The organism is Parvibaculum sp., from assembly GCF_019635935.1.
Taxonomy (GTDB): Bacteria; Pseudomonadota; Alphaproteobacteria; order Parvibaculales; family Parvibaculaceae; genus Parvibaculum.
This window is the reverse complement of sequence record NZ_JAHBYN010000001.1, coordinates 27,306-52,600: the sequence shown is the minus strand read 5'-3', so window position 1 is coordinate 52,600 and position 25,295 is coordinate 27,306. Positions and strand designations below refer to the sequence as shown.

Annotated in this window: 26 protein-coding genes; 11 read left to right on the top strand and 15 right to left on the bottom strand. The window is 63.3% G+C overall.

Annotated elements, in window-relative coordinates:
* Positions 1–5: 5 nt before the first annotated feature.
* Together KF719_RS00265 and dusB are read right to left on the bottom strand one after the other, a co-directional pair.
* Positions 6–1,133 (bottom strand): nitrogen regulation protein NR(II), encoded by a 1,128-nt coding sequence (locus tag KF719_RS00265; RefSeq protein ID WP_293510530.1) that lies wholly within the window; start codon positions 1,131–1,133, stop codon positions 6–8.
* Entirely contained in the window at positions 1,133–2,155 is a 1,023-nt protein-coding gene (dusB, locus tag KF719_RS00260; protein WP_293506104.1) for a tRNA dihydrouridine synthase DusB, read from the bottom strand. The genes KF719_RS00265 and dusB overlap by 1 nt, the downstream gene beginning before the upstream one ends.
* A gap of 128 nt (positions 2,156–2,283) precedes the next feature.
* On the opposite strand from dusB, the gene KF719_RS00255 reads away from it, so the two are divergent.
* The 3 genes from KF719_RS00255 to KF719_RS00245 are packed head-to-tail and all read left to right on the top strand — an operon-like array spanning position 2,284 to position 4,420.
* Entirely contained in the window at positions 2,284–3,432 is a 1,149-nt protein-coding gene (locus tag KF719_RS00255) for a bifunctional 2-C-methyl-D-erythritol 4-phosphate cytidylyltransferase/2-C-methyl-D-erythritol 2,4-cyclodiphosphate synthase (RefSeq protein WP_293506102.1), read from the top strand.
* Entirely contained in the window at positions 3,429–3,929 is a 501-nt protein-coding gene (locus KF719_RS00250; protein ID WP_293506100.1) for a phosphatidylglycerophosphatase A, read from the top strand. Before KF719_RS00255 ends, KF719_RS00250 begins: the two co-directional genes overlap by 4 nt.
* Positions 3,926–4,420: a CinA family protein gene (locus tag KF719_RS00245; protein WP_293506099.1), complete on the top strand. Its 495-nt coding sequence runs from the start codon at positions 3,926–3,928 to the stop codon at positions 4,418–4,420. Before KF719_RS00250 ends, KF719_RS00245 begins: the two co-directional genes overlap by 4 nt.
* 6 nt (positions 4,421–4,426) lie before the next feature.
* On the opposite strand, the gene KF719_RS00240 is transcribed toward KF719_RS00245, so the two are convergent.
* From KF719_RS00240 to KF719_RS00190, 11 genes are all read right to left on the bottom strand, one after another.
* Positions 4,427–4,918, bottom strand: a complete 492-nt coding sequence (locus KF719_RS00240; protein ID WP_293506097.1) for a type II toxin-antitoxin system RatA family toxin — start codon at positions 4,916–4,918, stop codon at positions 4,427–4,429.
* Between the two features lie 6 nt (positions 4,919–4,924).
* Positions 4,925–5,890, bottom strand: coding sequence for a lipoyl synthase (gene lipA, locus KF719_RS00235; protein ID WP_293506095.1), 966 nt, complete (start codon positions 5,888–5,890; stop codon positions 4,925–4,927).
* An 83-nt stretch (positions 5,891–5,973) separates the two neighbouring features.
* Positions 5,974–6,471 carry a PAS domain-containing protein gene (locus KF719_RS00230; RefSeq protein ID WP_293506093.1) on the bottom strand — a complete coding sequence of 166 codons (498 nt, stop codon included), beginning with the start codon at positions 6,469–6,471 and terminating at the stop codon, positions 5,974–5,976.
* Between the two features lie 72 nt (positions 6,472–6,543).
* Complete coding sequence (locus KF719_RS00225; RefSeq protein WP_293506091.1) at positions 6,544–8,079, bottom strand: sulfatase; 1,536 nt, start codon at positions 8,077–8,079, stop codon at positions 6,544–6,546.
* A 25-nt stretch (positions 8,080–8,104) separates the two neighbouring features.
* A complete protein-coding gene (lpdA, locus tag KF719_RS00220; protein WP_293506090.1) occupies positions 8,105–9,502 on the bottom strand; it encodes a dihydrolipoyl dehydrogenase in 1,398 nt (465 codons plus the stop codon).
* Positions 9,502–10,779 (bottom strand): pyruvate dehydrogenase complex dihydrolipoamide acetyltransferase, encoded by a 1,278-nt coding sequence (locus KF719_RS00215; RefSeq protein ID WP_293506088.1) that lies wholly within the window; start codon positions 10,777–10,779, stop codon positions 9,502–9,504. The genes lpdA and KF719_RS00215 overlap by 1 nt, the downstream gene beginning before the upstream one ends.
* Positions 10,780–10,789: 10 nt before the next feature.
* Positions 10,790–12,166: a pyruvate dehydrogenase complex E1 component subunit beta gene (locus KF719_RS00210; protein ID WP_293506086.1), complete on the bottom strand. Its 1,377-nt coding sequence runs from the start codon at positions 12,164–12,166 to the stop codon at positions 10,790–10,792.
* Positions 12,167–12,170: 4 nt separating this feature from the next.
* Positions 12,171–13,226: a pyruvate dehydrogenase (acetyl-transferring) E1 component subunit alpha gene (pdhA, locus tag KF719_RS00205; protein ID WP_293506084.1), complete on the bottom strand. Its 1,056-nt coding sequence runs from the start codon at positions 13,224–13,226 to the stop codon at positions 12,171–12,173.
* 176 nt (positions 13,227–13,402) lie between these two features.
* Positions 13,403–13,717, bottom strand: coding sequence for a septum formation initiator family protein (locus KF719_RS00200; RefSeq protein ID WP_293506082.1), 315 nt, complete (start codon positions 13,715–13,717; stop codon positions 13,403–13,405).
* 85 nt (positions 13,718–13,802) lie between these two features.
* Positions 13,803–15,077, bottom strand: coding sequence for a phosphopyruvate hydratase (gene eno, locus KF719_RS00195; RefSeq protein ID WP_293506081.1), 1,275 nt, complete (start codon positions 15,075–15,077; stop codon positions 13,803–13,805).
* Between the two features lie 86 nt (positions 15,078–15,163).
* Entirely contained in the window at positions 15,164–15,721 is a 558-nt protein-coding gene (locus tag KF719_RS00190; RefSeq protein ID WP_293506080.1) for a PadR family transcriptional regulator, read from the bottom strand.
* A gap of 344 nt (positions 15,722–16,065) precedes the next feature.
* Here KF719_RS00190 and KF719_RS00185 point away from each other — a divergent pair, with 344 nt between their 5' ends.
* The 8 genes from KF719_RS00185 to KF719_RS00150 all read left to right on the top strand — a co-directional run bounded on the left by KF719_RS00185 (position 16,066) and on the right by KF719_RS00150 (position 23,123).
* Positions 16,066–17,940, top strand: coding sequence for a DUF1302 domain-containing protein (locus KF719_RS00185; RefSeq protein ID WP_293506078.1), 1,875 nt, complete (start codon positions 16,066–16,068; stop codon positions 17,938–17,940).
* 123 nt (positions 17,941–18,063) lie between these two features.
* Positions 18,064–18,777, top strand: coding sequence for a 7-cyano-7-deazaguanine synthase QueC (queC, locus tag KF719_RS00180; protein WP_293506076.1), 714 nt, complete (start codon positions 18,064–18,066; stop codon positions 18,775–18,777).
* 11 nt (positions 18,778–18,788) lie between these two features.
* The gene (gene queE, locus KF719_RS00175; RefSeq protein ID WP_293506074.1) at positions 18,789–19,418 is read left to right on the top strand and encodes a 7-carboxy-7-deazaguanine synthase; all 630 of its coding nucleotides are present in this window, start codon (positions 18,789–18,791) and stop codon (positions 19,416–19,418) included.
* Positions 19,418–19,786 carry a 6-carboxytetrahydropterin synthase gene (locus KF719_RS00170; RefSeq protein WP_293506072.1) on the top strand — a complete coding sequence of 123 codons (369 nt, stop codon included), beginning with the start codon at positions 19,418–19,420 and terminating at the stop codon, positions 19,784–19,786. The genes queE and KF719_RS00170 overlap by 1 nt, the downstream gene beginning before the upstream one ends.
* A 13-nt stretch (positions 19,787–19,799) precedes the next feature.
* Complete coding sequence (gene queF / locus KF719_RS00165; protein WP_293510529.1) at positions 19,800–20,261, top strand: preQ(1) synthase; 462 nt, start codon at positions 19,800–19,802, stop codon at positions 20,259–20,261.
* Between the two features lie 307 nt (positions 20,262–20,568).
* Positions 20,569–21,396: a hypothetical protein gene (locus KF719_RS00160; protein ID WP_293506070.1), complete on the top strand. Its 828-nt coding sequence runs from the start codon at positions 20,569–20,571 to the stop codon at positions 21,394–21,396.
* A gap of 214 nt (positions 21,397–21,610) precedes the next feature.
* On the top strand, positions 21,611–22,195 hold the full coding sequence (locus KF719_RS00155; RefSeq protein ID WP_293506068.1) for a TetR/AcrR family transcriptional regulator: 585 nt from the start codon (positions 21,611–21,613) through the stop codon (positions 22,193–22,195).
* 19 nt (positions 22,196–22,214) lie between these two features.
* Complete coding sequence (locus KF719_RS00150; RefSeq protein WP_293506066.1) at positions 22,215–23,123, top strand: phytanoyl-CoA dioxygenase family protein; 909 nt, start codon at positions 22,215–22,217, stop codon at positions 23,121–23,123.
* On the opposite strand, the gene KF719_RS00145 is transcribed toward KF719_RS00150, so the two are convergent.
* Both KF719_RS00145 and secG read right to left on the bottom strand, forming a co-directional pair.
* Positions 23,120–24,748 carry a CTP synthase gene (locus tag KF719_RS00145; RefSeq protein WP_293506064.1) on the bottom strand — a complete coding sequence of 543 codons (1,629 nt, stop codon included), beginning with the start codon at positions 24,746–24,748 and terminating at the stop codon, positions 23,120–23,122. The genes KF719_RS00150 and KF719_RS00145 overlap by 4 nt on opposite strands.
* Positions 24,749–24,852: 104 nt before the next feature.
* Positions 24,853–25,239, bottom strand: a complete 387-nt coding sequence (gene secG, locus KF719_RS00140; protein WP_293506062.1) for a preprotein translocase subunit SecG — start codon at positions 25,237–25,239, stop codon at positions 24,853–24,855.
* Positions 25,240–25,295 lie beyond the last annotated feature (56 nt).

The window sequence follows — 25,295 nt, the reverse complement described above, 5'->3', positions numbered from 1 at the left end:
TCCTGTCAGTGCGGCAGATCGCCGTCGGCGACGGTCGCGCCGGTATGCATGGGCAACAAGACGCGGAAGACCGTGCCGCGCGGCAGGCTTTCGCATTCGATGATTCCGCCGTGATCGCCGATGATCTTGGCGACGAGCGCAAGGCCGAGACCGGTGCCGGACGACTTGGTGGTCACGAAGGGATCGAAGAGGTGTTCCATGATGTCGGGCGGCACACCGGGGCCATCATCGATCACGCAAATTTCGAGCGGCAGGCTGACGCGGTCGCGGCTGCCGGGCATCGAGAGGCGCACGCCGGGCCTGTAGGCCGTCGTCAGGACGATTTCGCCCTCGGGCTTTCCGATCGCTTCCGCCGCGTTCTTGACCAGATTGAGGAAGACCTGAATCAGCTGGTCCTTGTCGCCCAGTACGGGGGGCAGCGAGGGATCGTATTCCTCGACGATGCGAATGCCGCTCGCGAAACCCGTCGCCGCAAGCTGCTTCACATGGCCGAGAACCAGATGGATGTTGACCGGCTCGCGCGGCACCGGACGTTCGTCGGAGAAGACTTCCATGCGATCGACCAGCTTGCAGATGCGGTCGGTCTCTTCGCAGATCAGCCGCGTCAGCGTCTTGTCTTCGGTCGAAGCCGCCAGTTCCAGCAATTGCGCCGCGCCGCGAATGCCCGAAAGCGGGTTCTTGATTTCATGCGCGAGGATCGCCGCCATGCCGGTGACCGAACGCGCGGCGCTTCGATGGGTCAATTGCCGATCCATCTTGTGCGCCATGGTCCGGACCTGCAGCAGCAGCAGCACATGGCCCGGAAACTCGGCCAGCGGCGTCACCTGAATGTCGACCTGCCGGTCGCCCATGCGGGGCGTACCGATCTCGACGCCATATTCGTTGACCGATACGCCGCGCTCGAACACCTGTTCGATCAGCGACAACACCGGACTGCCGAAGGCGACAATCTCGCTCAGCGGATGTCCGACAAGCATGGCGGAACTCGCCGCGAAAAACTCCTCGGTGCTGTCGTTGACATATTCAATGCGGCTGTCGCGATCGACGAGGATCACCGGATGCGGGATCGACTTCAGAATAACGGTGGCTTCGGGCGGCGCGCCGGCCGGGAAGGATTTTGCGGCTTGCGACATCATGCGGCCTCCCTCGATGCGCGGGCGGGTTCGCGCCGCGCGGCTTCGCCGTAAAATGCGTCAAGCGCCGCGAGCACGTCGTCCGGATCGTTCATGCGCACGACGGCGCGTTTGGCTGCGAGCGCCTCTTCCGGGAAACATCGCGACGCATCCTCGAGGTACCAGACGATATGCTTGCGGGCGACGCGCAAGCCCAGTGCCGCGCCATAGTGATCGAGCATGTCGCGGTAATGTCCCGTGACGATCTCGCGTTGCGCTTCCCATGACGGCGCGGCCAGCTTGTTGCCGGTTTTCAGGTAGTGCGCGACCTGCGCCGGGAACCAGGGACGTCCTTGCGCGCCGCGGCCGATCATCACGCCATCGGCGCCCGACACGGCAAGGATTTCGCGCGCGTCTTCTTCGCTGGTTATGTCGCCATTGGCGATGACCGGGATCGAGACGGCGCTTTTGACCTCGGCGATGAAACGCCAGTCCGCACGGCCTTTGTAAAACTGACAGCGGGTGCGTCCATGCACCGTCACCATGCGGATGCCCGCGGCCTCGGCGCGCGACGCCAGCTCCGGGGCATTGCGCGTCGCATCGTCCCAGCCGGTGCGCATTTTCAGCGTGACCGGAACAGACACGGCGCCGACGGTCGCGTCGATCAGGCTTTCCGCATGGTCGAGGTCGCGCATCAGCGCCGAACCCGACAGGCCGGTCGTCACCTGCTTGGCGGGGCAGCCCATGTTGATGTCGATGATGTCCGCGCCGGCCGCCGCGGCGAGCTTCGCGCCCTCGGCCATCCAGTAAGCTTCCCGACCGGCGAGCTGGATCGCCAGCGGCTCGACTTCGCCCGCGCCCGCGGCCCGGCGCACCACATCCCGCCGCTCACGGACCAGCGCGTCGCTCGCCACCATTTCGGAGACGACGAGGCCGGCCCCCAGCCGGTGCGCCACCCGGCGAAACGGCAGATCGGTGACGCCGGCCATGGGCGCCAGCAGGACCTGGTTCGCCAGAACGTGCTTGCCGATAAATATGGTCAAACTTTAGGCACCGATGGAAGTTGCACAAATTTTGTCCAAATTAGCGCCTGCATAATGTTTCGGCAAGGCAAATCGGCAACCGGCAAATCCGCTTGCGAAAGGCCGGTGGGGGTGCGAAACGAGCGGATATGAACGTCGTCGCTCTTATTGTGGCGGCCGGGCGCGGCAGCCGCGCCGGACCGGGCGCGCCGAAGCAATACCGCGAATTGGGCGGCGTGCCGGTGCTGCGCCGGACGCTTGCCGCATTTGCCGCCCATCCCGGCATCGATGGCATTCTGACGGTCATCCACGGCGACGACCGTGCCGAATATGAGGCCGCGGCGGCGGGACTGCCAAAACTGCTGCCTCCCTGCCTCGGCGGCGTGACACGGCAGGCATCCGTGCTGGCCGGGCTTGAGGCGCTGGCGGCGCAGATGCCGGCCCTTGTGCTGATCCATGACGGCGCGCGGCCCTTTGTATCCGCGACGCTGATCTCCAATTGCATTGAAGCGCTGGCGACACATCGCGGTGTTCTCGTCGCGCTGCCGGTCACCGACACGCTTCGGCGTTCCGTGAAGGGGCTCGCAGGGCCAACCGTGCCCCGCGACGCACTTTGGCGCGCGCAGACGCCGCAGGGATTTCGTTTTGACGCTATTCTGGACGCGCACCGGCGCATGGCAGACCAGGCGTTCACGGACGATGTCGAAGTGGCGACGGCGGCGGGGGTCGATGTGGCGATGATCGAGGGCGACGAAGACAACATCAAGATTACGGATGCCGCCGACCTGATGCGCGCGGCGCGCCTGCTAGCGCGCGGCGGCGAGGCGCGGACCGGAACGGGCTTCGACGTGCACAAGTTCGGTCCCGGCGACCATGTCTGGCTATGCGGCGTGCGGGTTTCGCATAGCGCGGGGCTCATCGGCCATTCGGATGCGGATGTCGGCCTGCATGCGCTGACCGATGCGATACTGGGCGCTATCGGCGCGGGCGACATCGGCAAGCATTTCCCGCCCGAGGAAATGAAGTGGGAGGGTGCTGCCTCCGATATCTTTCTCGCCCATGCCGGAAACCTTGCGGCGCGGGCGGGCGCGCGAATTTCCAATCTCGATGTGACGCTGATCTGTGAGCGGCCGAAAATCGGTCCGCATACCGAAGCGATGCGCGACCGGGTCGCGGAAATTCTCGGGCTTGAGCGGGAGCGCGTCAGCGTCAAAGCAACGACGACCGAGGGCCTCGGCTTCACTGGACGCAACGAAGGCATTGCGGCGCAGGCCGTCGCGACGCTGATATTCGGATGAGCCGCTTCACCCCCCTCCCCGCCGGTCTCCGCTTCGGGCATCCGGTCGTGCTTGTTGCGACATGGTTCGGCGCCGGACTGATCCGTCCCGCGCCCGGCACATGGGGATCGCTGGCCGCCATGCCCTTCGCTTTCGTCATTGTCTACCTTCTTGGCGCGCCGGCGCTCGCGCTTGCCGCGTTCGCCGCATTCGCCGCCGGCATATGGGCTGCGGAGCGATATTGCGCCGCCAGCGGAACGGAAGATGCTTCCGAAGTCGTGATCGACGAAGTAGCCGCAGTGTGGCTGGTGCTTGCGGCGCTGCCGATGTCGCCCGTCAACTGGCTTGCGGGATTTGCGCTGTTTCGCCTTTTCGACATCTGGAAGCCCTGGCCGATCGGCGCGGTGGAGCGGCGCTTCAAGGGCGGCTTCGGCGTCATGGCCGACGACGTCGTCGCCGCGATCTATGCCGTGATCGCCTTCATCCTTTGCGACATTCTGATCGGGATCGTCATATGAGCATCTTTCCGCGCCGTCTCGTTCATCTGGCCGAGCTGACGCTGGCCGACGCGCGCGAGGCGAAGCTGAAACTCGTAACCGCCGAGTCCTGCACGGGCGGTTTGATCGCCGGTCTGCTGACCGAGATCGCCGGATCGTCGGATGTGGTGGAGCGCGGTTTCGTCGTCTACTCGAACGAAGCCAAGCGCGAGATGCTGGATGTGCCGGGCGACCTTATCGCCGATTTCGGCGCGGTGTCGGAGCCCGTGGCGCGGGCGATGGCGGAAGGCGCGTTGAAGAATTCGCGCGCACATATTTCCGTGTCGGTGACGGGCGTTGCCGGCCCCGGCGGCGGCACGCCGATGAAGCCGGTCGGGCTTGTGCATTTCGGCGCCGCGCGACAGGGCCGCAGCATTCTTCACGAGATGCAGCGCTTCGGCGATATCGGTCGCGAGGAAATCCGGATCAAGAGCATCGAAACGGCGCTCAATCTCATACGCCGGATGATGTGAGCACCGTCATTCTGCCGAAGTAACGGGCGGACCGAAGACGGATGAGGCGCGCCGGCCGTGCAGCTCGTCCGCCCGATCGACAAAGGCCTGCATCAGGCGGCCGAAGGCCTTGGCGAAAACCGCGTTCATCATTTTCTGCAGCATCTGGCTGCGAAACTCGAAATCGATGAAGAAGTGAATGCGTGTGCCGCCATCGGCTAACGGCTCGAACTGCCATTTGTTGTGGAGATGGCGGAACGGCCCCTCGACATAGGCGACGTCGATCAGGCGCTTCGCGGGGTCGAGCGTGACCTTGCTGGTGAAGCGTTCGCGGAAAAGCTTGTAGGAAATCAGCAGATCGGCAATGAGCACCTCCTTGCCGTCGAGCGTGTCGCGGCGGCGGATGCGCGCGCCGCCGCACCAGGGCAGAAACTCGGGATAGCGCTCGATGCCGGCGACGAGGGCGAACATGTCGTCCGCCGCGTAGGGAACGTCGCGGGTTTGTTCGTGGGCGGGCATGGAGGTTCAGGTCCGCGGCTGCGCGGCGTTGCGCGCAGCGCTCAGGCGGGCGAAGTCCTCATCTGCGTGATAGGAAGAGCGCGTCAGCGGACTTGACGAGACCAGCAGGAAACCCTTGGTGCGGGCTATCGTTTCGTAGGACTTGAATTCGTCCGGCGTCACGAAGCGGTCGACCGCCGCGTGCTTGCGCGTCGGCTGCAGATATTGGCCGATGGTCAGGAAGTCGATATTGGCCGACCGCATGTCGTCCATCACCTGCAACACTTCCTCGCGCGTTTCGCCGAGGCCGGCCATGATGCCGGATTTGGTGAAGATCGTCGGGTCGAGTTCCTTGACGCGCTGGAGCAGGCGCAACGAATGGAAGTAGCGCGCGCCGGGACGGATGTTGAGATAGAGGCGTGGCACGGTTTCGAGGTTGTGGTTGAAGACATCGGGCCGCGCCGCGACCACCATCTCCAGCGCGCCTTCCTTGCGCAGGAAGTCCGGCGTCAGAATTTCGATCGTGGTGCCGGGCGAACGGCGGCGGATTGCCTCGATCACTTCGACAAAATGGCGCGCGCCGCCATCGGCGAGATCGTCACGGTCGACCGAGGTGATGACGACATGGCGCAGGCCAAGCTTCGCCACGGCGTTCGCGACGTTTTCCGGTTCGTCCGCATCGAGCGGCGCCGGCAGGCCGGTCTTGACGTTGCAGAAGGCGCAGGCGCGCGTGCAGGTGTCGCCCATGATCATCATGGTGGCGTGCTTCTTGGTCCAGCATTCGCCGATGTTCGGGCAGCCGGCTTCCTCGCAGACGGTGACGAGATTGTTCTCCCGGACGATCCGTCTGGTCTCGGTATAGACCGGCGAACCCGGCGCCTTGACGCGGATCCATTCCGGCTTGCGCAGGATGGGCGTGTCGGGCCGATGGGCCTTTTCGGGATGGCGCGGCCGCGCCGCAGCCGCCTTCAGCGTGTCGATGACGGTGACCATGACCTTGCTCTGGTGTTCCTGTCAGGACATGGATAGACGCTTGGCCTGATTCAAGCAAATCCCGCTGAATCGGCGGATTTCCGTCAGTCCGTCTGGGCCATGTCGTAGAGGCCGCCGAAAACCTGGAGACCGGTTTCGGCGCGCACCGGCAGGTAGAGGCATTCGAAGCGCGCATATTCCATGTCGACACCGAGGAAATTTCCACGCAACACCACCGGCTTCAAGCGGTCCATGACCCGGTTGTGAATCGCAATCTGTTCGGCGGCCATTTTCGGCTCATAGCATTCCGAGAAGCGGCGGCCGGTGAAGGGCATGCCGAGGCGCTGCTCATTCGCCGCGCCGATCAGCCGGTAGCGCATGTCGGTACCGCCATCGACGGGCTCGACGATGAACATGCCGCCCATCAAAGCCGGCATGTCGAGCGGGTTGATGTCGCGGCGCGGCGCCACATCGCCACCGACGCAACGCGCACGCCAGTATTCCAGCAATTGCCGGTTTTTCGGATGCGTCGGTTCCTGCGCCTCGATGGCGTCGTAGCCGATTTCCCGGTGTCCGGGATGTATGTCTGTGCCCAGCGACATTGCCCAACCTCGATGCTCAAGTATGGAGACCGAGGCGTTAAACAATTGCTATTTTGCCCGTTTTTTCGGCAGTCAGCCGAGGCCGAGACGCTCGAACTGGGCGGCTGGCGCGTCCAATTCCGTTAACGCCGTCCGCAGGCGTTCGGCGTAGTCGGTTTCGAGCGCGGTTCCGGCCAGATTATGGTCCTCCGACGGATCGTTTTCGAGATCGTATAGATGATTGCCGGAGAACTGCGCTCTGGCCCAAAACGGAACGTGATCGTCCTTGTCCCAGCGTTGATGAATGACCGGCACGGCGCTTCCCGGCATACGGTCGAGGAAGGCGCGATCGTCGGGCAGCGGAAGTTCCTGCTCGCGCGTCAGAAAGTGCGTCGGCATGGTCGACCAGCGGTTCGACATCATCGTCAGCGGCGCATTATCGCCAGCCGGGGCGCGTGCATATTTGCGGGCGCCATCGATGTAGTGCACCTCGCGGCCCCAGACGCCAGTGAGCAGCCAGTCGCGGATCGATTTCGTCGCGCCGCGCAGCAGCGGCAGCAGCGAGCGGCCATGCGTGCGCTGGCGGACATTGACGCCGAAGAACTCCGCCAGCGTCGCGAAGAGATCGACACTGGTGGTCAGCGCGTCGCAGGTGCCGGGCGCAATGCCGGGATGGGCGATCAGAAGCGGAATGTGGCCGAGCGGTTCGTAGACCGGCACGCCGGGCTTTCCCCAGATGTCCTTCTCGCCGAGATAATGGCCGTGATCGGTGCAAAGGATGACCAGCGTGTCGTCCCAGAGATTGTTGCGATCGAGCTCGTCCAGCACCTTGCCGAACCATTTGTCGATCATGGTCAGCTTGCCGCCATAGCTGGCGCGTATCTGCCGGGCTTGTTTCTTGTCTATGACGCCTTTCGCGATGCCGCCCTTCACATAGGGCGGCCAGATCAGATGCGCGCCTTCCCAATCCGGGTCGTACATCGACGCATAGGGCTCCGGCGTGTCGAAGGGTTCGTGCGGGTCGAACTCGTCGACGAAGAGCATGAAGCGATCGTGGCGGCCGGCATTGTCGGCGAGCCAGCGCGCGGCCGCACCCATCGTGCGCGGGCCCGGAAAATCTTCCTCGCCACGGAAGTATCCACGCGAGTCGTCATAGGGCATGTGCTTGCGCATGAAATTCGGTGCGCCGGCCCAGCTTGGGTCGGCGACCGTCTTCCACGGGTCGCCCTCGTGACCGCGTTGATAATCCCAGGCGGTGAAATCGATGTGGTAGTTTTCGCCGCCCGTCTCGAAAAGATGTGGATGGTCGGAGATCAGCTGCGTGACGACGCCCGCCTTGCGCAGTTCATAGGTGATGGCGTCTTCCCAGATTTCGACCGAGCCCCAGGGGCGCCAGAGAAAATCCAGCGCACCGCAGAGAATGTCATGTCGCGCCGGCATGCAGGGCAACGAGCCTGTGAAATGCCTTGTGAAGCGCGTGGCGCGGGCGGCGAAGCGGTCGAGATTGGGTGTCGCGAATTCGGCGCCGCCATAAGCGCCGAGCATGTGACGATTGAGACTGTCGAGAAGGATGACGACGGCGTTTTTCGGCCCATTCGACGATGCGCCGGCCGCTTCTTCTCCGCCCATGATCCCTCCCCTTGAGCCGTTTCGCTCAAGTATGGAGAACGCGGCCTTCGGCGTCGAGCACGGCTTCGCCCATCATTTCCGACAGCGTCGGATGCGGGAAGACGGCATGGATCAGATCGGCTTCGGTCGCTTCGAGCGTGCGCGCCAGACCGAAGCCCTGAATGAGCTCCGTGACTTCGGCACCGATCATGTGGGCGCCCAGAAGCTCGCCTGATTTGGCGTCGAAGACGGTTTTGACGAAGCCTTCGGTTTCGCCGAGCGCGATGGCCTTGCCGTTGGCGCGGAAGGGGAAGCGGCCGACCTTTACTTCGTAGCCCTCTTCCTTCGCCTTCGCTTCGGTGAGGCCGACGCTGGCGATCTGCGGCGTCGAATAGGTGCAGCCGGGAATTTTCGTCGTGTCGATGGGGTGGAGGCCCTTCACGCCCGCGATGCGTTCGGCCGCCAGTACGCCCTCGTGGCTCGCCTTGTGCGCCAGCCAGGGCGGACCGACCAGGTCGCCGATGGCATAGAGGCCCTTCGCGCCCGTCTCGAGCCATTCGTTGACGACGACATGCGTTTTTTCGACCTTGATGCCTGCCTTTTCGAGACCGAGGTTTTCGACATTGCCGACGATGCCGACCGCCGAGATCACGATTTCGGCTTCAATGGTTTCGCTCTTGCCGCCGGTCTTCACCGTCGCGACGACGCCAGACTTTCTCTTCTCGATCTTCTCGACCGTTGCGCCGGTGAGCAGCTTGATACCGCGTTTCTTGAACGCGCGCGCCGCCTCCTTCGAGATTTCCTCGTCCTCGACCGGGAGGATGCGGTCCAGCATTTCGATCACCGTCACCTCGGCGCCGAAGGCACGGTAGAAGCTCGCAAACTCGATGCCGATCGCGCCGGAGCCGACGACGATCAGCGATTTGGGGATCGATTTCGGCACCATCGCCTCGCGATAGGTCCAGATGCGTTCGCCGTCCGGCTCAAGTCCGGGGACGGTGCGCGCGCGGGCGCCGGTGGCGAGGATGATGTTCTTCGCGGCGAGCTCGCTCGTCTTTCCGTCTTTCGTTTCGACCGCAACCTTGCCCACACCGGCAAGCTTGCCACTGCCCTCGATGACGTCGATCCTGTTTTTCTTCATCAGGAATTTGACGCCATTCGACAATTGCGCGGCGACCTTGCGGCTGCGCGTCACGACCGCCTCGGCGTCGAAGCCGATATTGTCGGCCTTGAGGCCGAATTCGTCGAGGCGATGCAGCGTTTCGTAGACTTCGGCCGAACGCAGCAGCGCCTTGGTCGGGATGCAGCCCCAGTTGAGGCAGATGCCGCCCAGTGCGTCGCGCTCGACGATGGCGGTTTTCATCCCGAGCTGCGCGGCGCGGATCGCGGCGACATAGCCGCCGGGGCCGGAACCGATCACCACGAGGTCGTATTGGTCCGCCATCAGAGCAGCATCCTTGCGGGGTATTCGACGAATGATTTGAAGGCTTCGAGGAACTGCGCGCCGAGCGCGCCGTCGATGGCGCGGTGGTCGCAGGACATCGTGACCGTCATCACGGTCGCGACTTCGAGCTTGCCATCATGCACAACCGGCCGCTCCTCGCCCTTGCCGACGGCGAGAATTGCGGCTTGCGGCGGGTTGATGACGGCCGTGAAATGCTTGATGCCGTACATGCCGAGATTCGAAATCGAGAAACTTCCGCCCTCGAACTCGCTCGGCTTCAGCTTCTTGTCGCGGGCGCGCGCGGCCAGCGATTTCGCCTCGGCCGAAATTTCGGCGAGCCCCTTGGTTTCGGCGGCGCGGACAATCGGCGTGATCAGGCCGCCATCCAGCGCCACGGCAATGCCGATATCGGCGTGGGTGTGTTTCAGCAGCGCGTTGCCGGCAAAGCTGACATTGGCCATCGGCACTTTCACCAGCGCCAGCGCGGCGGCGCGGATCAGGAAATCGTTGACCGAGAGCTTCGCGCCCTCGCCCGCCTCGGCGTTGAGCTTCTTGCGGGTCGCCAGCAATTCGTCGAGTTCGCAATCGACGGTCAGGTAGAAATGCGGGATTTCCTGCATCGACTGCGTCAGGCGGCGGGCAATGGTCTTGCGCATGCCGTCGAGCGGGATTTCCTCGTAAGTTCCTTCCGCATAGAAAGCACGGGCGTCGATGGCGGATGCGGGGGCGGGCGCAGGCGCGGCGGATTTACGCGCGCCGGGCTTTGCGCTTTCGATGTCGGCCTTAACGATGCGGCCGCGCGGACCCGAGCCCTCAACCGACGAAAGATCGATGCCTTTCTGAGCGGCGATGCGCCGCGCCAGCGGCGACGCGAAGACGCGCCCGCTCTTTCCGTTCGCCGGCGCGGGCGGAGCCGGCTTTGCTTCGCTCTTCGCCGCCGGCTTCGGCACTTCGGGCGCCGCGCTTTTTTCGGCGGGTTTCGGCTTTTCCGGTGCTTTCGCCTTTTCGGGCGCTTTCACATCGGATGCGCTTTCGCCTTCCTCCAGCAGTATCGCAATCGGCTTGTTGACGGCGACGCCTTCGGTGCCTTCGGCAACCAGCAGCTTGCCGATGCGGCCCTCATCGACTGCCTCGACCTCCATCGTCGCCTTGTCGGTTTCGATTTCGGCGATGATGTCGCCCGACTTCACTTCGTCGCCCTCCTTCACCAGCCATTTGGCGAGCGTGCCTTCCTCCATGGTCGGCGAGAGCGCGGGCATCAGAATATCAATCGGCATGGCCCACCCCTCAGCGGTAGCAGACGGCTTTCACCGCCTCCACCACTTCCTCGGCGCTCGGTAGCGCCAGCTTTTCGAGATTGGCCGCATAGGGCATCGGCACGTCTTTCTGCGTCACGCGCAGGATCGGTGCATCGAGAAAATCGAAAGCGTCGGCCTGTACGCGTGCGGCGATTTCGGCGCCGATGCCGCAGACCGGCCATGTCTCCTCGACCGTCACGAGCCGGTTGGTCTTTTTGACCGAGGCGATAATGGTGTCGATGTCGAGCGGACGGATGGTGCGCAGGTCGATCAACTCGACATCGATCCCCTCCTCTTCGAGCTTCGCCATCGCTTCAAGGCAATAGGCGAGGCCGTGGCTGTGCGATACGAGGGTAACGTCGCTGCCCTCCTTCATCACGCGCGCCTTGCCGATGGGCAACACATGATCGTCGAGCACCGGCACCTCGAAGGTCTTGCCGTAGAGCACTTCGTTTTCGAGGAAGACGACCGGGTTCGGGTCGCGGATCGCGGCCTTGAGCAGCCCCTTCGCATCCGCCGCCGAATAAGGCGCGATGACGACGAGGCCCGGAATATGCGCGTACCACGAGGCATAGTCGTGGCTGTGCTGCGCGCCGACGCGCGACGCGGGGCCGTTCGGTCCGCGGAAGACGATGGGACAAGACATCTGGCCGCCCGACATGTAGCGCGTCTTGGCCGCCGAATTGATCAGGTGGTCGATCGCCTGCATGGCGAAGTTGAAGGTCATGAATTCGACGATGGGGCGTAGACCTGCGAATGCCGCGCCGACGCCGAGGCCGGCAAAGCCATGTTCGGTGATCGGCGTGTCGACCACGCGCCGGTCGCCGAATTCGGCGAGCAGGCCTTGCGTCACCTTGTAGGCGCCTTCGTATTGCGCCACTTCCTCGCCCATCACGAAGACGTTGTCGTCGCGGCGCATCTCTTCGGCCATCGCGTCACGCAGCGCCTCGCGCACGGTCTGCGTCACAAATTCGGTGCCGTCGGGAATGCCGGGATCGGTCTTGACCTCGATCTTCGGCTGCTTGTGCTCGACGGCGTCCTTCTCGTCCTTTTCGGTTTTCGCTTTCGGCGCAGGCTTTTCCTTCTTCGGCCGGCTTTCTGTTTTGGCCTTCGACGCATCCTCGCCTTCGCCGGCAAGCAGCGCGATCACCGCGTTGACCTTCACGTTCTCGGTGCCTTCCGGCACAACGAGTTTCGCGACGGTGCCTTCGTCGGCCGCCTCGACTTCCATCGTCGCCTTGTCGGTTTCGATTTCGGCGATGACGTCGCCGGATTTCACCTCATCGCCCTCCTTCACCAGCCATTTGGCGAGCGTGCCTTCCTCCATGGTCGGCGAGAGCGCGGGCATCAGGATTTCGGTCGGCATCGGTTCAGACCTCCGCCAACACGTCGGTCCAGAGTTCCGACGGATCGGGCTCCGGGCTCGATTGCGCGAATTCGGCGGCGTCGTTGACGACGGCCTTGATCTCCTTGTCGATTTCTTTCAGCTCATCTTCGGTCACATGCTTGCCCGCCAGAAGGCGTGCGCGGACTTGTTCGATCGGGTCGTGTTCCTGGCGCATCTTGGCGACCTCCTCCCGCGCACGATATTTCGCCGGGTCGGACATCGAATGGCCGCGATAGCGGTAGGTCATCATCTCGAGGATGTAGGGGCCCTTGCCGCTGCGGCAGAATTCGGCGGCCTTCTCGCCGGCGGCGCGCACGGCGCGCACGTCCATGCCGTCGACCTGTTCGCCTGGAATGTTGAAGCTGGCGCCGCGTTTCGACAGGTTGGTCTGCGCGCTCGCACGGGCGACGCTGGTTCCCATCGCATACTGGTTGTTCTCGATCACATAGACGACCGGCAGGCGCCAGAGCTCGGCCATGTTGAAGCTTTCATAGACCTGACCCTGATTGGCGGCGCCGTCGCCGAAATAGGTGAGGCAAACCCTGCCGTTGTCACGATAGCTATTGGCGAAAGCGAGTCCGGTGCCGATCGGCACCTGCGCGCCGACAATACCGTGGCCGCCATAGAAGCGTTTCTCGATACTGAACATGTGCATCGAGCCGCCCTTGCCGCGCGAATAGCCGCCTTCGCGGCCCGTCAACTCCGCCATCACGCCTTTCGGGTCCATGCCACAGGCCAGCATGTGACCGTGATCGCGATAGCCGGTGATGACCTGGTCGCCCTCCTCTATCGCCATCTGCATACCGACGACGACCGCCTCCTGGCCGATATAGAGGTGACAGAAGCCGCCGATCAGACCCATGCCGTACATCTGACCCGCCTTCTCCTCGAAGCGGCGGATCAGCAGCATGTCGCGATAGGCCTGCAACTCGTCCTTCGGCGACAGGGACGCGGATTTTTCGGCTTTCTTCGCAGGCTTGGCGGCGGGCTTTTTGGCCGGCTTGCCGGCAGCGGATTTGCTGGAAGTGCGGGACGCCATTCGGGGGCCTCGGCGACATCGGGACGGCTGGGGCGCGTCCGGGAAACAGGGTCTCTCGAGAGCTAGCGCTGTTCGCCAGCCCGTTCACCATACTTTAGAAGTGGATGATAAAGGTTTGGTTTCAATCGAAAAACGTCGAATTAACTTGATTTCAGTTAAATGACGTTGCGGGCGCTTCAGGGGCGATCGAGAAAAATCACCACCTCGTTATCGCCTGCATAGCCCAGCGCCGAGCGGGCACGCTCATCCAGAAGATCCGGATCGAGGCTTTCGGGCCGGAGCAGCGCCACCTGCCGGTCGAGCTGCTCGCGCTGGCCGCGCATTTCGACAAGCTGATGTTCAAGCGTGTCGACGCGGTTCTGGATGCCGAGCCAGGCGATGAAGCCGTGACGGCCATAGACCGCGTGATAGGCGAAATAGCCAAGGACGACGAGACAGACGAGCGGGATCAGCGCCTGTCGGAGGCGCAGCGGCTCGCGGGTTCGAATCAACAGCTCGTTTTCCATCAACAGCAGGGAATCACATAGCGATTCCAACGGTCAAGCGGCATTTGTCGGGTTCGACGAAAACCGACACTCAGCGCTTCAGGACGCTCTGCCCGGCAAACTCGGCCGTCGGCCCGAGCAGTTCCTCGATGCGGATGAGCTGGTTGTATTTCGCCAGGCGGTCGGAGCGCGCCAGCGAACCGGTTTTGATCTGCCCGCAATTGGTGGCGACCGCGAGATCGGCGATGGTCGCGTCTTCGGTTTCGCCCGAGCGGTGCGACATGACGGCAGTGTAGCGCGCTTTATGCGCCATCTCGACGGCGCCGAGCGTCTCGGTCAGCGAACCGATCTGGTTGACCTTGACGAGGATCGAGTTCGCGGTGCCGCTTGCGATACCGTCGGCGAGGCGCTTCGTGTTGGTGACGAAGAGATCGTCGCCGACGAGCTGCACTTTATTGCCGATCCTGTCGGTCAGCGCCTTCCAGCCCTCCCAGTCGTCCTCGGCCATGCCGTCTTCGATGGAGATGATCGGGTAATTGCCGACGAGCTTTGCCCAATAGTCGACCATGCCACCAGCATCGAGCTTCTTGCCCTCGCCTTCGAGGTTGTAGACGCCGTCCTTGAAGAACTCCGTCGATGCCGCATCGATCGCCAGAAAAATGTCGCTGCCGGGCTTGTATCCGGCCTTCTCGATCGCCTTCATCACAAAACCGAGCGCGTCCTCGGTCGAGGCGAGGTTGGGCGCGAAGCCGCCCTCGTCGCCGACATTCGTGTTGTGGCCGGCAGCTTTCAGTTCCGCCTTCAGCGTGTGAAAGACTTCCGCGCCCATGCGCACCGCATCGGCAATAGAACCGGCCGCTACCGGCATGATCATGAATTCCTGGATGTCGATCGGATTGTCGGCATGCTGGCCGCCATTGACGATGTTCATCATCGGCACCGGCAGGATGCGCGCGGCAGGTCCGCCGAGATAGCGGAACAGCGGCTGGCCGAGCGAGGCGGCTTCGGCTTTCGCCACCGCCAGCGACACGCCGAGGATCGCGTTGGCGCCGAGGCGCGACTTGTTGGGCGTGCCGTCGAGATCGCACATCGTGCGGTCGATCAGGATCTGCTCGCCGGCGTCCATGCCACCGATGGCGTCGAATATCTCGCCATTGACGGCGTCGACCGCTTTCAGGACGCCCTTGCCCTTGTAGCGCGGCCCGCCGTCGCGCAACTCAACCGCCTCATGTGCGCCGGTTGAGGCGCCGGACGGCACCGCGGCGCGGCCCAGCGCACCGTCCTCCAGCAGCACATCCACTTCGACGGTCGGGTTGCCCCGGCTGTCCAGAATTTCCCGGCCGATAATGTCGATGATGGCAGCCATGTCCGCTCCGTCTCTGCGCGCTTCCCGTGTGGCGGTTTCATAGCGGAGAGGCGGCGGCGGCGAAAGGGGCTATTCCGCGCAGCCGGTCAATCGGCTGAAACGGCCCTTAGCGGGTTTTCGTCGGGACAGCTATCCAGCAGTTCCGCGCCGTGCGCGATGATGTAGTCGCGCTGCGCCTCCATCATCGCCCGGCCGAAGCCGATGCAGAATCGCTGGCCCTCGCGCAAGGTGCCGTTGTCCTCGGCGTCGCGCCGGTCGAGATCTTCCAAAACCGCGTTGGTGTCGGCCAGCCGCTGGTCGAGCAACTCCTTCACCCGCCAGCGCGGAAGGAAGGGCACGAAGCTCAGGATGAAAATGAATTCCGAACGCAGCCGGTGCCGGGCATCGCCCTTCATCAGCGCGCGAAGGCAAGCCTCCTGCCCCGCAGCCGTCAGCTCGTAGATTTTCTTGTTGGGCCGATTGTCCTGCTCGACCTTGCGGAAAGTAACCAATCCTTCGGCGGCCAGTTCGTTCAGGGCCGGATAGAGATTCGAGAGGCTGACATCGACCAACGTCGAGACGTCATGCTCCATGACCTTCTTGATGTCGTAGCCCGTGGCGGGTCCCCCCATGAGGACACTGAGCAACAGTTCCTTGGTATTCAATCCGCTTCCTCCCCGACAGCAGATTAGAACGCTTGCAGAGAGCGTCCATTCGATATATGCAGTTTTTTATTAGGTTTTTTATACCTATAGAAAACCTTTCCATAAAAGATTGACCTATCGCGAAGCTTCTCCTCGATCCTCGCAAAAGGTCAGCATCCCTCACCACCTCGGCGGCCGGTTCCTGGGGGCACCGGCCGTTATTTCCCGACCAGATGTCCCCGCCCCAAACCCATCCAGAACCGGGCCAACCGGCCGAATCCATCCAAGCGGGAGGAACTAGCAAAATGACAGTATCGACAGGAAAGCGGCCTGTCACGAATGAACCGGCGCTACGCAAAAGTGGCATGGCCGGGGCAATCGCCAGTGCGGCCGCCGCGCTCTTCGTCTTCGGCGCCTCGGACGCCGCGGCGGCGAGCTATCAGTTCGGAGACATGAATCTGTCCATCGACACCACCGTCTCCGCCGGCGTCACGGTCCGCGCCAGCGAGCGCGACTGCCGCCGTGTATCGCTGGTCAATGGCGGCTGCATGAATAGCGACGGGCGCGTCACCGGCGTCAACTCGGACAACGGCAATCTCAATTTCGATCGCTGGGACTTCACCAACGCCACGCTGAAGGCGACGATGGACATTCAGGGAAGCTGGGAGAATTACGGCTTCTTCCTCCGCCCGACAGCTTTCTACGATCACATCTATGCGAAGAACGATCTGCGCTTTCGCGACCTCAACAAGGACGGCAAGGATCAGCTTGATTACGACTTCGACGTTCTCGATGCCTTCGTCCATGGCAGTTGGGACATCGACGGTCACTTCACTACCGCCCGTCTCGGCTGGCAGGTGCTGAATTGGGGCGAGAGCCTGTTCATTCAGGGCGGCGTCAATGCTTTCCAGGCCGTCGATGTCAGCCGCATTCGGACGCCGGGCGCGGAGTTGAAAGACGCGCTGACGCCGATGCCGATGCTCTTCGCTTCGACAACGATCACGTCGAACCTATCCTTCGAAGCCTTCTGGCAGTTCGGCTATGAGCGCACCGAGCTCGACCCGGCAGGCTCCTTCTTCTCGAACGACGACATCGTCGGCCGCGGTTCGCTGCCGGCCCTTCTCAATGCGGTCGTCGACAATCCCGATCTTGCGGCGCCTCCCGGCAGCTTCCCGCCCAACCCGCTGGTGCCGGTTGCCGTGCAGCGTTCGGCGGACCGCGTGGAAAGCAAGCGCGACCAGTTCGGTGCGGCGCTGCGCTACTATGCCGAGGATCTCGGCTCGGGCGTCGATTTCGGACTTTACTTCGTTCGTTACACGAGCCGTCTTCCCTATCTCGGCTTTACGACGGGTCCGGACGATCTCGCCAGCGCCTGTGCGACGGTTCAGGGCTTTGTCGGCGCGTTGCCTTGCGGTTCGCCGGGCGATGCGCTCAACGACGCGGCCTTCGCCTATGCGGCCGGTCAGCTTCGCTACTTCTACAGCTTCCCGACAATCGAAACGCTTGGTGTGAGCTTCGCCACCACGCTTGGCGGCACCGCCGTCTCCGGCGAAATGACGTTCTCGCCGAACATGCCGTTCGGCGTTTCCGACATGGAGCAGAACGCCTCGCAGCTCGATGGCACAGGGGCATCGGGCGGTCTGCTCGGCTCGCCCGGCCCGGTCAGCATGCTGCCGGCCGCCGGTCCCAACCAGGACACGGTTCACATGATCGAACTCGACGCCTGGCAGGGACAGATCGGCACCATCCAGTCCTTCACCACCACGGACGACATCCCGGCGTTTCTGCGCGCGGATTCGGCGGCCTTCGTCTTCAATGCCGGGTTCGTCTATGTGCCGGATGCAGGCGACTATCCGCTCAACCGCGTCGGCCCGGAAGGCGGCGTCCGCAATCCGTTCGCCGCGGCCCTGTTGTCTCCGACCTTCAACAATCCGCAATATGCGACCAGCTTCTCCAGCGGATACCGCGCCGTCCTGATTGCCAGCTACAACAACGCCTTCGGCTCGGCAGTCACATTGAGCCCCAATATCGGCTGGCGTCACGACGTCAGCGGCTATTCGCCGGGGCCCGTCACGGCCAACTACCTGAAGGGCATGAAGCAGGTCTCGATCGGCCTTGATGCCGACTACCAGAGCACCTGGCGTGGCAGCATCAGCTACACCAACAGCTTCGGGGGCGGCTTCAACAATCCGATTGCCGACCGCGACTTCATCAGCGCCAGCCTCGCCTATTCCTTCTGAGGCGGACCTGAACCCGGCGACAATGGCCCCGGACGGCATCGAACCCGTCCGGGGCCATTTTCTTGCCTGCTTGACGCGAGGGAGCCCCTCCTGTTCAACAGCCCCGAACGGAGCGGACAGGCAATGGCGATACCCGAAACTTCCAAGGCGCTGGTGCTTTTCTCCGGCGGGCAGGACTCGACGGTCTGCCTCGCCTGGGCGTTGGCACGCCATGAATACGTCGAGACGGTGGGCTTCGACTACGGCCAGACACATGCGGTCGAGCTTTCCTGCCGCGAGACGCTGCGCGCCGGCATCGCCGCCTTGTCGCCGGACTGGGCAGCGCGGCTCGGTCCCGATCACACGATTTCGCTGCCCGAACTCGGGACGATCAGCGAAACCGCGCTGACCCGCGAAGTCGAGATCGAAATGGGCGAGAACGGCCTGCCGACCACCTTCGTGCCGGGCCGGAACCTGCTGTTTTTCACCTATGCGGCGGCACTGGGCTATCGCCGCGGTGCGACGGTGCTTGTCGGCGGGATGTGCGAAACCGATTATTCGGGATACCCGGATTGCCGCGCCGACACGATCGCGGCGCTGGAACGGGCGATTTGTCTCGGCATGGATCGGGAATTCAGGCTTGAAACGCCCCTGATGCGGATCGATAAAGCGGCGACATGGCGGCTCGCCGAGGAACTGGGCGGCAAGGCACTGGTCGAGCTGATCGTCGAGGAGAGCCATAGCTGCTATCGCGGTGACCGCTCGAAGCGTCACGACTGGGGCTATGGTTGCAATGCCTGCCCGGCCTGCGAACTGCGCGCGCGCGGATATGCGGCCTATGTCGCCGGCAAGACCTAGAGAACGAGACGATGTATTCGGTGAAGGAAATTTTCTACACGCTGCAAGGCGAAGGTGCGAATGCCGGTCGCGCGGCGGTGTTTTGTCGTTTCGCCGGCTGCAATCTCTGGTCGGGCCGTGAGGAAGACCGCGCCTCGGCCGTCTGCAATTTCTGCGACACGGATTTCGTCGGCACCGACGGCGAGGGCGGCGGCAAGTTCGCGCAAGCGGCAGCGCTGGCGAGCGCCGTCGAGCGCGCATGGCAGGGCGCGGCGGCGGATCGCTTTGTCGTCTGCACCGGCGGCGAACCGTTGTTGCAGCTCGACGCGGTGCTGATCGACGCGCTGCACGAACGCGGCTTCGAAATCGCCGTCGAGACCAACGGCACCATCGCGGCGCCGGCGGGGCTCGACTGGATCTGCGTCAGCCCGAAGGCCGAGGCCGGTTTGAAGCAGACAAGCGGCGACGAATTGAAGCTGGTCTATCCGCAAGACAAGGCAAAGCCGGAACGCTTCGAAGGGCTCGACTTCCGGCATTTCTTTTTGCAGCCGATGGACGGCGACAACACCGAAGACAACACGCGCGCGGCGACCGCCTATTGCCTCGCGCATCCCAAATGGCGCTTAAGCCTGCAGACGCACAAGCTGATCGGTATTCCGTGATGAAGATATATAAAGAGTTCCATTTCGACGCCGCGCATTTCCTCCCTTACGCGGAGGAAGGCCATCCGAACCGCCGGATGCACGGTCATTCGTTCCGTGTCGTGGTGTGGCTAGCGGGCAAGCCCGCGGCCGACACCGGCATCCTTCGCCATTTCGAGGATGTCGAGCGCGAGGTCATGGCGGTGCGCGAGAAACTCGATCATCATCTGCTTAACGAGATCGACGGCCTCGAATTTCCGACGCTGGAGCGGATCGCCGCCTGGATATGGAACGAACTCGCAAAGCCGTTGCCCGAGATCGCGCGGGTCGAGGTTCATCGCGGTTCGTGCCGCGAGGGCTGCGTCTATGACGGGCCCGAAAGCGAATGACGGAGAGCGAATGATGGCGAAGAAGCCGGCAGGCCTGAAACAACTCGGCAAGGCGGCGCCCCTGCCCGCCTCGCCCGGCGAGGCGGTGCTGGAACGCGTCGTCAATCCGCATGCCGACACCGATTATGTGGCGCGCTTCACGGTGCCTGAATTCACTTCGATCTGTCCGGTCACCGGCCAGCCCGACTTCGCGCATCTCGTCATCGACTATGTGCCCGGCAAATGGCTGGTCGAGTCGAAATCGCTGAAGCTCTACATGCAGTCCTTCCGCAATCACGGCGCGTTTCACGAGGACTGCACGGTCGCCATCGGCAAACGGCTGGTCGACACGCTGAAGCCGAAATGGCTCCGCATCGGCGGCTACTGGTATCCGCGCGGCGGCATACCGATCGACGTCTTCTGGCAAAAGGGCCGGCTCCCTGCCGGTCTCTGGGTGCCGGACCAGGGCGTCGCGCCCTATCGCGGACGCGGCTGAGCCGGCACACGGGCATTTGCTATCCACCTTGCGCCCGGCCCCGATTTTTATATAATCACCATTATGCTAAAAAAGATCGACCACAATGCCCGCTGCCGCGATATTGCAACGGCGCAGGGACAGCGTGGTCGAACGCGACATGCATTGCGGTCAGCAATTCGTACGGCTGCTGCATGTCGATCCGGGCCGATGCTGGCCTGTGCGCGGATTGAAGAAGTTTAAGCCGTTCGAACTCTCCGCTTGAATGATAGGCTCAGTCCATTGACCCGGCGCCTCTTTGCGCCGGGAAAAATGGGGGGATATCCAAATGAGCTTCACTACATGGGGCCGCTCGACGGTCGCCCTTGCTTTGTTCGCCGCGCTTGCCGCCTGCACCAGCATGGAGCAGAAGGAAGCAATCCTGGCGCCGCAGTTCCAGAATTACGCGTATCCGAAGCCCGATCTGGTCGAAAGCTCGCCGGCGGTTGGTGCGAAGCAGACCGTCGCGCTCAACAAGATCATCTACACCGCGACATATGGGCCCAAGCATGGTGCTCGCCTTCTCGCGGACATCAACGACGAAAATTGGGCTTTCCGTTTCACGGCTTCCAAAGGCGCTACCTTCTCCGCCTTCACGCGGGGAAAGAACGGCGAGGCGGTTTACTGCACCACCGTGCCGGTCACATATAGCGGTTTGGCGGGCAATCTGGGCGGTTGCCTGATCGATCGGACGGGCGACGGAACTTTCGATGCGTTCTCGCGGCTCAACCACCCGCTCGACGTCTACGATCCGTCCACGGGGGTCGCAGACCTCGCGTCATCCGTTCCCTACGAGATGGTGGAGATCGGCGAGCCGGAATTTCTCATCAAGATGAACGTCTATTTCGGTGGCATCGAGGGAGGACAGCTTCTTCTCACCTCCGCAGGCGCGCGGACCAAGGGAGCCGATTTGCCCAAACGCAGCCTCACCTATGAGGACAAGCATCTGTTCGGGGCGAATACGCAGGACGTGAGGGCGAATGTCGATGGTGTCGTAATGATCATCCATAGCGCCACTGCCTCGGAAATCACCTACACCGTTGAGAGTGGCGGCTTCCAGAACATCCAGTTCCTGCATCAGGGCCGGTTGGCCAATATACGCTATCCAGTGAACTAGGCGGCCTCGTCGGGCGGCGGTCCCTCCGACCGTCGCCCGGGTCTACTCGACCGGAACAAACGAGAGATGCCTATAGGAGCCGTTTCTGGCTTTCTATTTTTCCGGCCATGCCTTCTCTCTCTCTCTCTCTCTCTCTCTCTCTCTCTCTCTCTCTCTCTCTCTCTCTCTCTCTCTCTCTCTTGCACCCCAGCGCAATTTTTATATAATCACCATTATGCCAAAAAAGATCGACCACAATGCCCGCCGCCGCGACATCGCCAGAGCCGCCATCTCCGTGATCGGCGAACAGGGCATCGACAACACGCGACTGGTCGATGTGGCCCGCGCCGCAAACGCGACGACCGGCGCCATCACCCATTATTTCGAGGGCAAGGATGCCTTGCTGCTGGCGGCGCTGGATCGTCTCGCGCAGGACATTCTCCATGCCATTCGTCACGCGACCGCCGACGACGACCTTGTCGAACTGGCGGCGCTTCTGCTGCCCGTCGACGAACAGCGGCTGCGCGACTGGCGCGTCTGGCTGAGCTTCTTCGGCCGCGCCGTCGGCGACCCCGCCCTCGCCCGCATCAACAAGGCCTATTACGAGGAATTTCGCGACGGCATCGCCGGCCTCATCCGCGCCCAGCAGAAGCTCGGAAAGCTGAGCCGCGACATCGCACCCGCAAGCACCGCCGACGCGATCATTTCGGTCATTGACGGCTTTGGCGTCCGTACCTCGCTGGAGCGCGAGGAGTGGCCGCCCGAACGCCAGCGACAACAACTCGAAGCCATGCTGCGCCCGCTTTTGCCGTCGCGCTGAAAACCGGAGGACAAACAGAATGCCGAAACTTCAGACGCTGCCTGCCACCGCGTCGGCCGATGAAATTCTGGCGGTGCTGAAACGCGACGGTGCGCTGATCCTGAAAGATGCGCTGACGCCGGCGCAACTCGCGCAGGTACGCGCCGAGACCATGCCCTATATCGAGGCGACGGAATTCGGCCGCGACGATTTCACCGGCAATCTGACGACCCGCACCGGCGCCCTTGTCGCCCGCTCGCCGGCCTGCCGAGACATGGTGATGAACAAGACCGTTGTCGAAGCGGCGAACGCCTTCCTCAAGCCCTTCTGCGAGCGCATCCAGCTTCACCTGACGCAGGTCATCCGCATCACGCCGGGCCAGAAGAAGCAGCAGATCCATCGCGACCGCTGGGCCTGGGGCACCTACCTCAAGGGCCTCGAACCGCAGTTCAATACCATCTGGGCGATGACCGACTTCACGAAGGAAAACGGCGCCACGCAGGTCTGCCCCGGCAGCCTCGACTGGCCGGACGATTATCAGCCCAAGGACGAAGAGATCGGATACGCCGAAATGTCGGCGGGCTCGGTGCTGATCTATTCGGGCGGCGTTTTTCACGGCGGCGGCGCGAACGTCTCCAATGGCGACCGCATCGGCATCAACATCACCTACACGCTGGGCTGGCTCCGGCAGGAGGAGAACCAGTATCTCTCCTGCCCGCCCGAGATCGCAAAGACGCTCGACCCCGGGCTTCAGGCGCTGATCGGCTATTCGATGGGAAGCTACGCGCTCGGCTATTACACGCCGCCGCTGCCGGCCGGCGAAGGCCCGGAAGTCGTGCCGCCGGAATTCGCACTCGGCAAGCTCGATCCCGCCGCCGCGCAATTCGGATCGGAAGAGCTGCGCGCGCAGGTCTCGGCGCAGATCAGGGGCGAGAAGCAGACGGCCTAGACCAACCGGCTCTGCTCGACCGCCGCTTCGACGAAGGAGCGGAACAGCGGATGCGGCTCGAAGGGCTTCGACTTCAGCTCCGGGTGGTACTGGACGCCGATATACCAGGGGTGATCCGGTATCTCGATGATCTCGGGCAACAGCCCGTCGGGCGAGACGCCTGACATGACGAGCCCCGCCGCCTCGATTTGTTCGCGATAGGTCATGTTGACTTCGTAGCGGTGGCGGTGGCGCTCGTTGATGCGGGTCGAGCCGTAGATCTGCGCGACGCGGCTTCCTTCCGCCAGCACCGCGTCGTAGGCGCCGAGCCGCATGGTGCCGCCGAGATCGCCGTGGGCGGCGCGCTTCACCAGTTCGTTCTCGCGCATCCATTCGGTCATCAGGCCGACGACCGGCTCGTTGGTCGGCCCGAACTCCGTTGAGCTTGCGCCTTCGAGGCCGCCGATATTCCTGAGTGCCTCGATCACCGCCATCTGCATGCCGAAACAGATGCCGAAATAGGGAACGTTGCGGGTGCGGGCGAATTCGGCAGCGCGGATTTTCCCTTCCGAGCCGCGTTCGCCAAAGCCGCCCGGCACCAGAATGCCGTCGACGTCTTCGAGGTAATGCGCGGTGTCCTCGGAATCGAACACCTCCGACTCCACCCATTTGACGTTGACACGCACCTTGTTGGCGATGCCGCCATGCACCAGCGCTTCCGACAGCGACTTGTAGGCGTCCTTGAGGCCGGTGTACTTGCCGACGATGGCGATGGTCACATCGCCTTCCGGCTCGCGTATGTTATGCGTGATGGTCTGCCACTTGGCGAGATCGGGCGCCGGCGCATCCTTGATGCCGAAAACGGCCAGCACCTCGGCGTCGAGCCCTTCCATGTGATAGGCGTGCGGTACGTCGTAGATCGTGTCGACATCCATCGCCTCGATGACAGCACTCTCGCGGACATTGCAGAAGAGCGCGATCTTGCGCCGCTCATCCTTGGGGATCGGGCGGTCGCAACGGCACATCAGCACGTCGGGCTGGATGCCGATCGAGCGCAGTTCCTTCACCGAATGCTGCGTCGGCTTGGTTTTCATTTCGCCGGCCGACGGAATGAACGGCAACAGCGTCAGATGGATGAAGCAGGTCTGGCCGCGGTCGAGTTCGTTGCCGAGCTGGCGGATCGCCTCGAAGAAGGGCAGGCCCTCGATGTCGCCCACCGTGCCGCCGATCTCGCAGAGCACGAAGTCGACATCCTCGTTGCCCGAGAGCACGAATTCCTTGATCGCGTCGGTCACATGCGGGATCACCTGCACCGTGCCGCCCAAGTAGTCGCCGCGGCGTTCGCGCGCGATGATGTCCTGATAGATGCGGCCGGTGGTGATGTTGTCGGCGCGGCTTGCCGGCACGCCGGTGAAGCGCTCGTAATGGCCGAGGTCGAGGTCGGTCTCCGCCCCGTCGTCGGTCACATAGACCTCGCCGTGCTGGATCGGCGACATCGTGCCTGGATCGACGTTCAGATAGGGGTCGAGTTTCCGAAGCCGCACGGAATAGCCGCGCGCCTGCAGGAGCGCGCCGAGCGCTGCGGAAGCGAGACCCTTGCCGAGGGAGGAAACCACGCCGCCGGTGATGAAGATGTACCGCGTCATGGGCCCCTAGATTACACCAAGCAAAACGATTCGAAGCGGCAAAGGCGGCTTCGGCGAAAAATAGTCGAGGGCGCGGCCCGGCCGGGCCCTGCCCATGCGGCGGGTTATTCGGCCCGGGGTACGCTCGGTTCGGCCGGTTCCGGCGCGGCCGGGGCCTCTTCGGCGGGTGCGAATTCGGTGCCGAGCGGCGCCGGCACTTGCGGCAGGTCGTCGTCCGACAAGGTCTGCGGCGCCGGCGCCACGCGGTCGAGCACCGAGTCGGCCGAGCCGCCGCGCGAGGCGAGAATGCCCAGCACCAGGCTTGTCGTCATGAACATGGCGGCCAGAATGGCCGTCGTGCGGGTCAGCATGCTACCGGCGCCTCGGCTCGACACGAAGCCGTCGCCGCCGCCGCCGATCCCGAGCGCGCCACCTTCGGAGCGCTGCAGCAGCACGGACGCCACCAGCGCAATCGCGATCATCAGATGAACAATGAGAATGATGGTCGCCATGATGCTCCGCGGGGTCCGAAATCTGGTCAAAAAGCGCCACCTGCCGGGCCTCGACG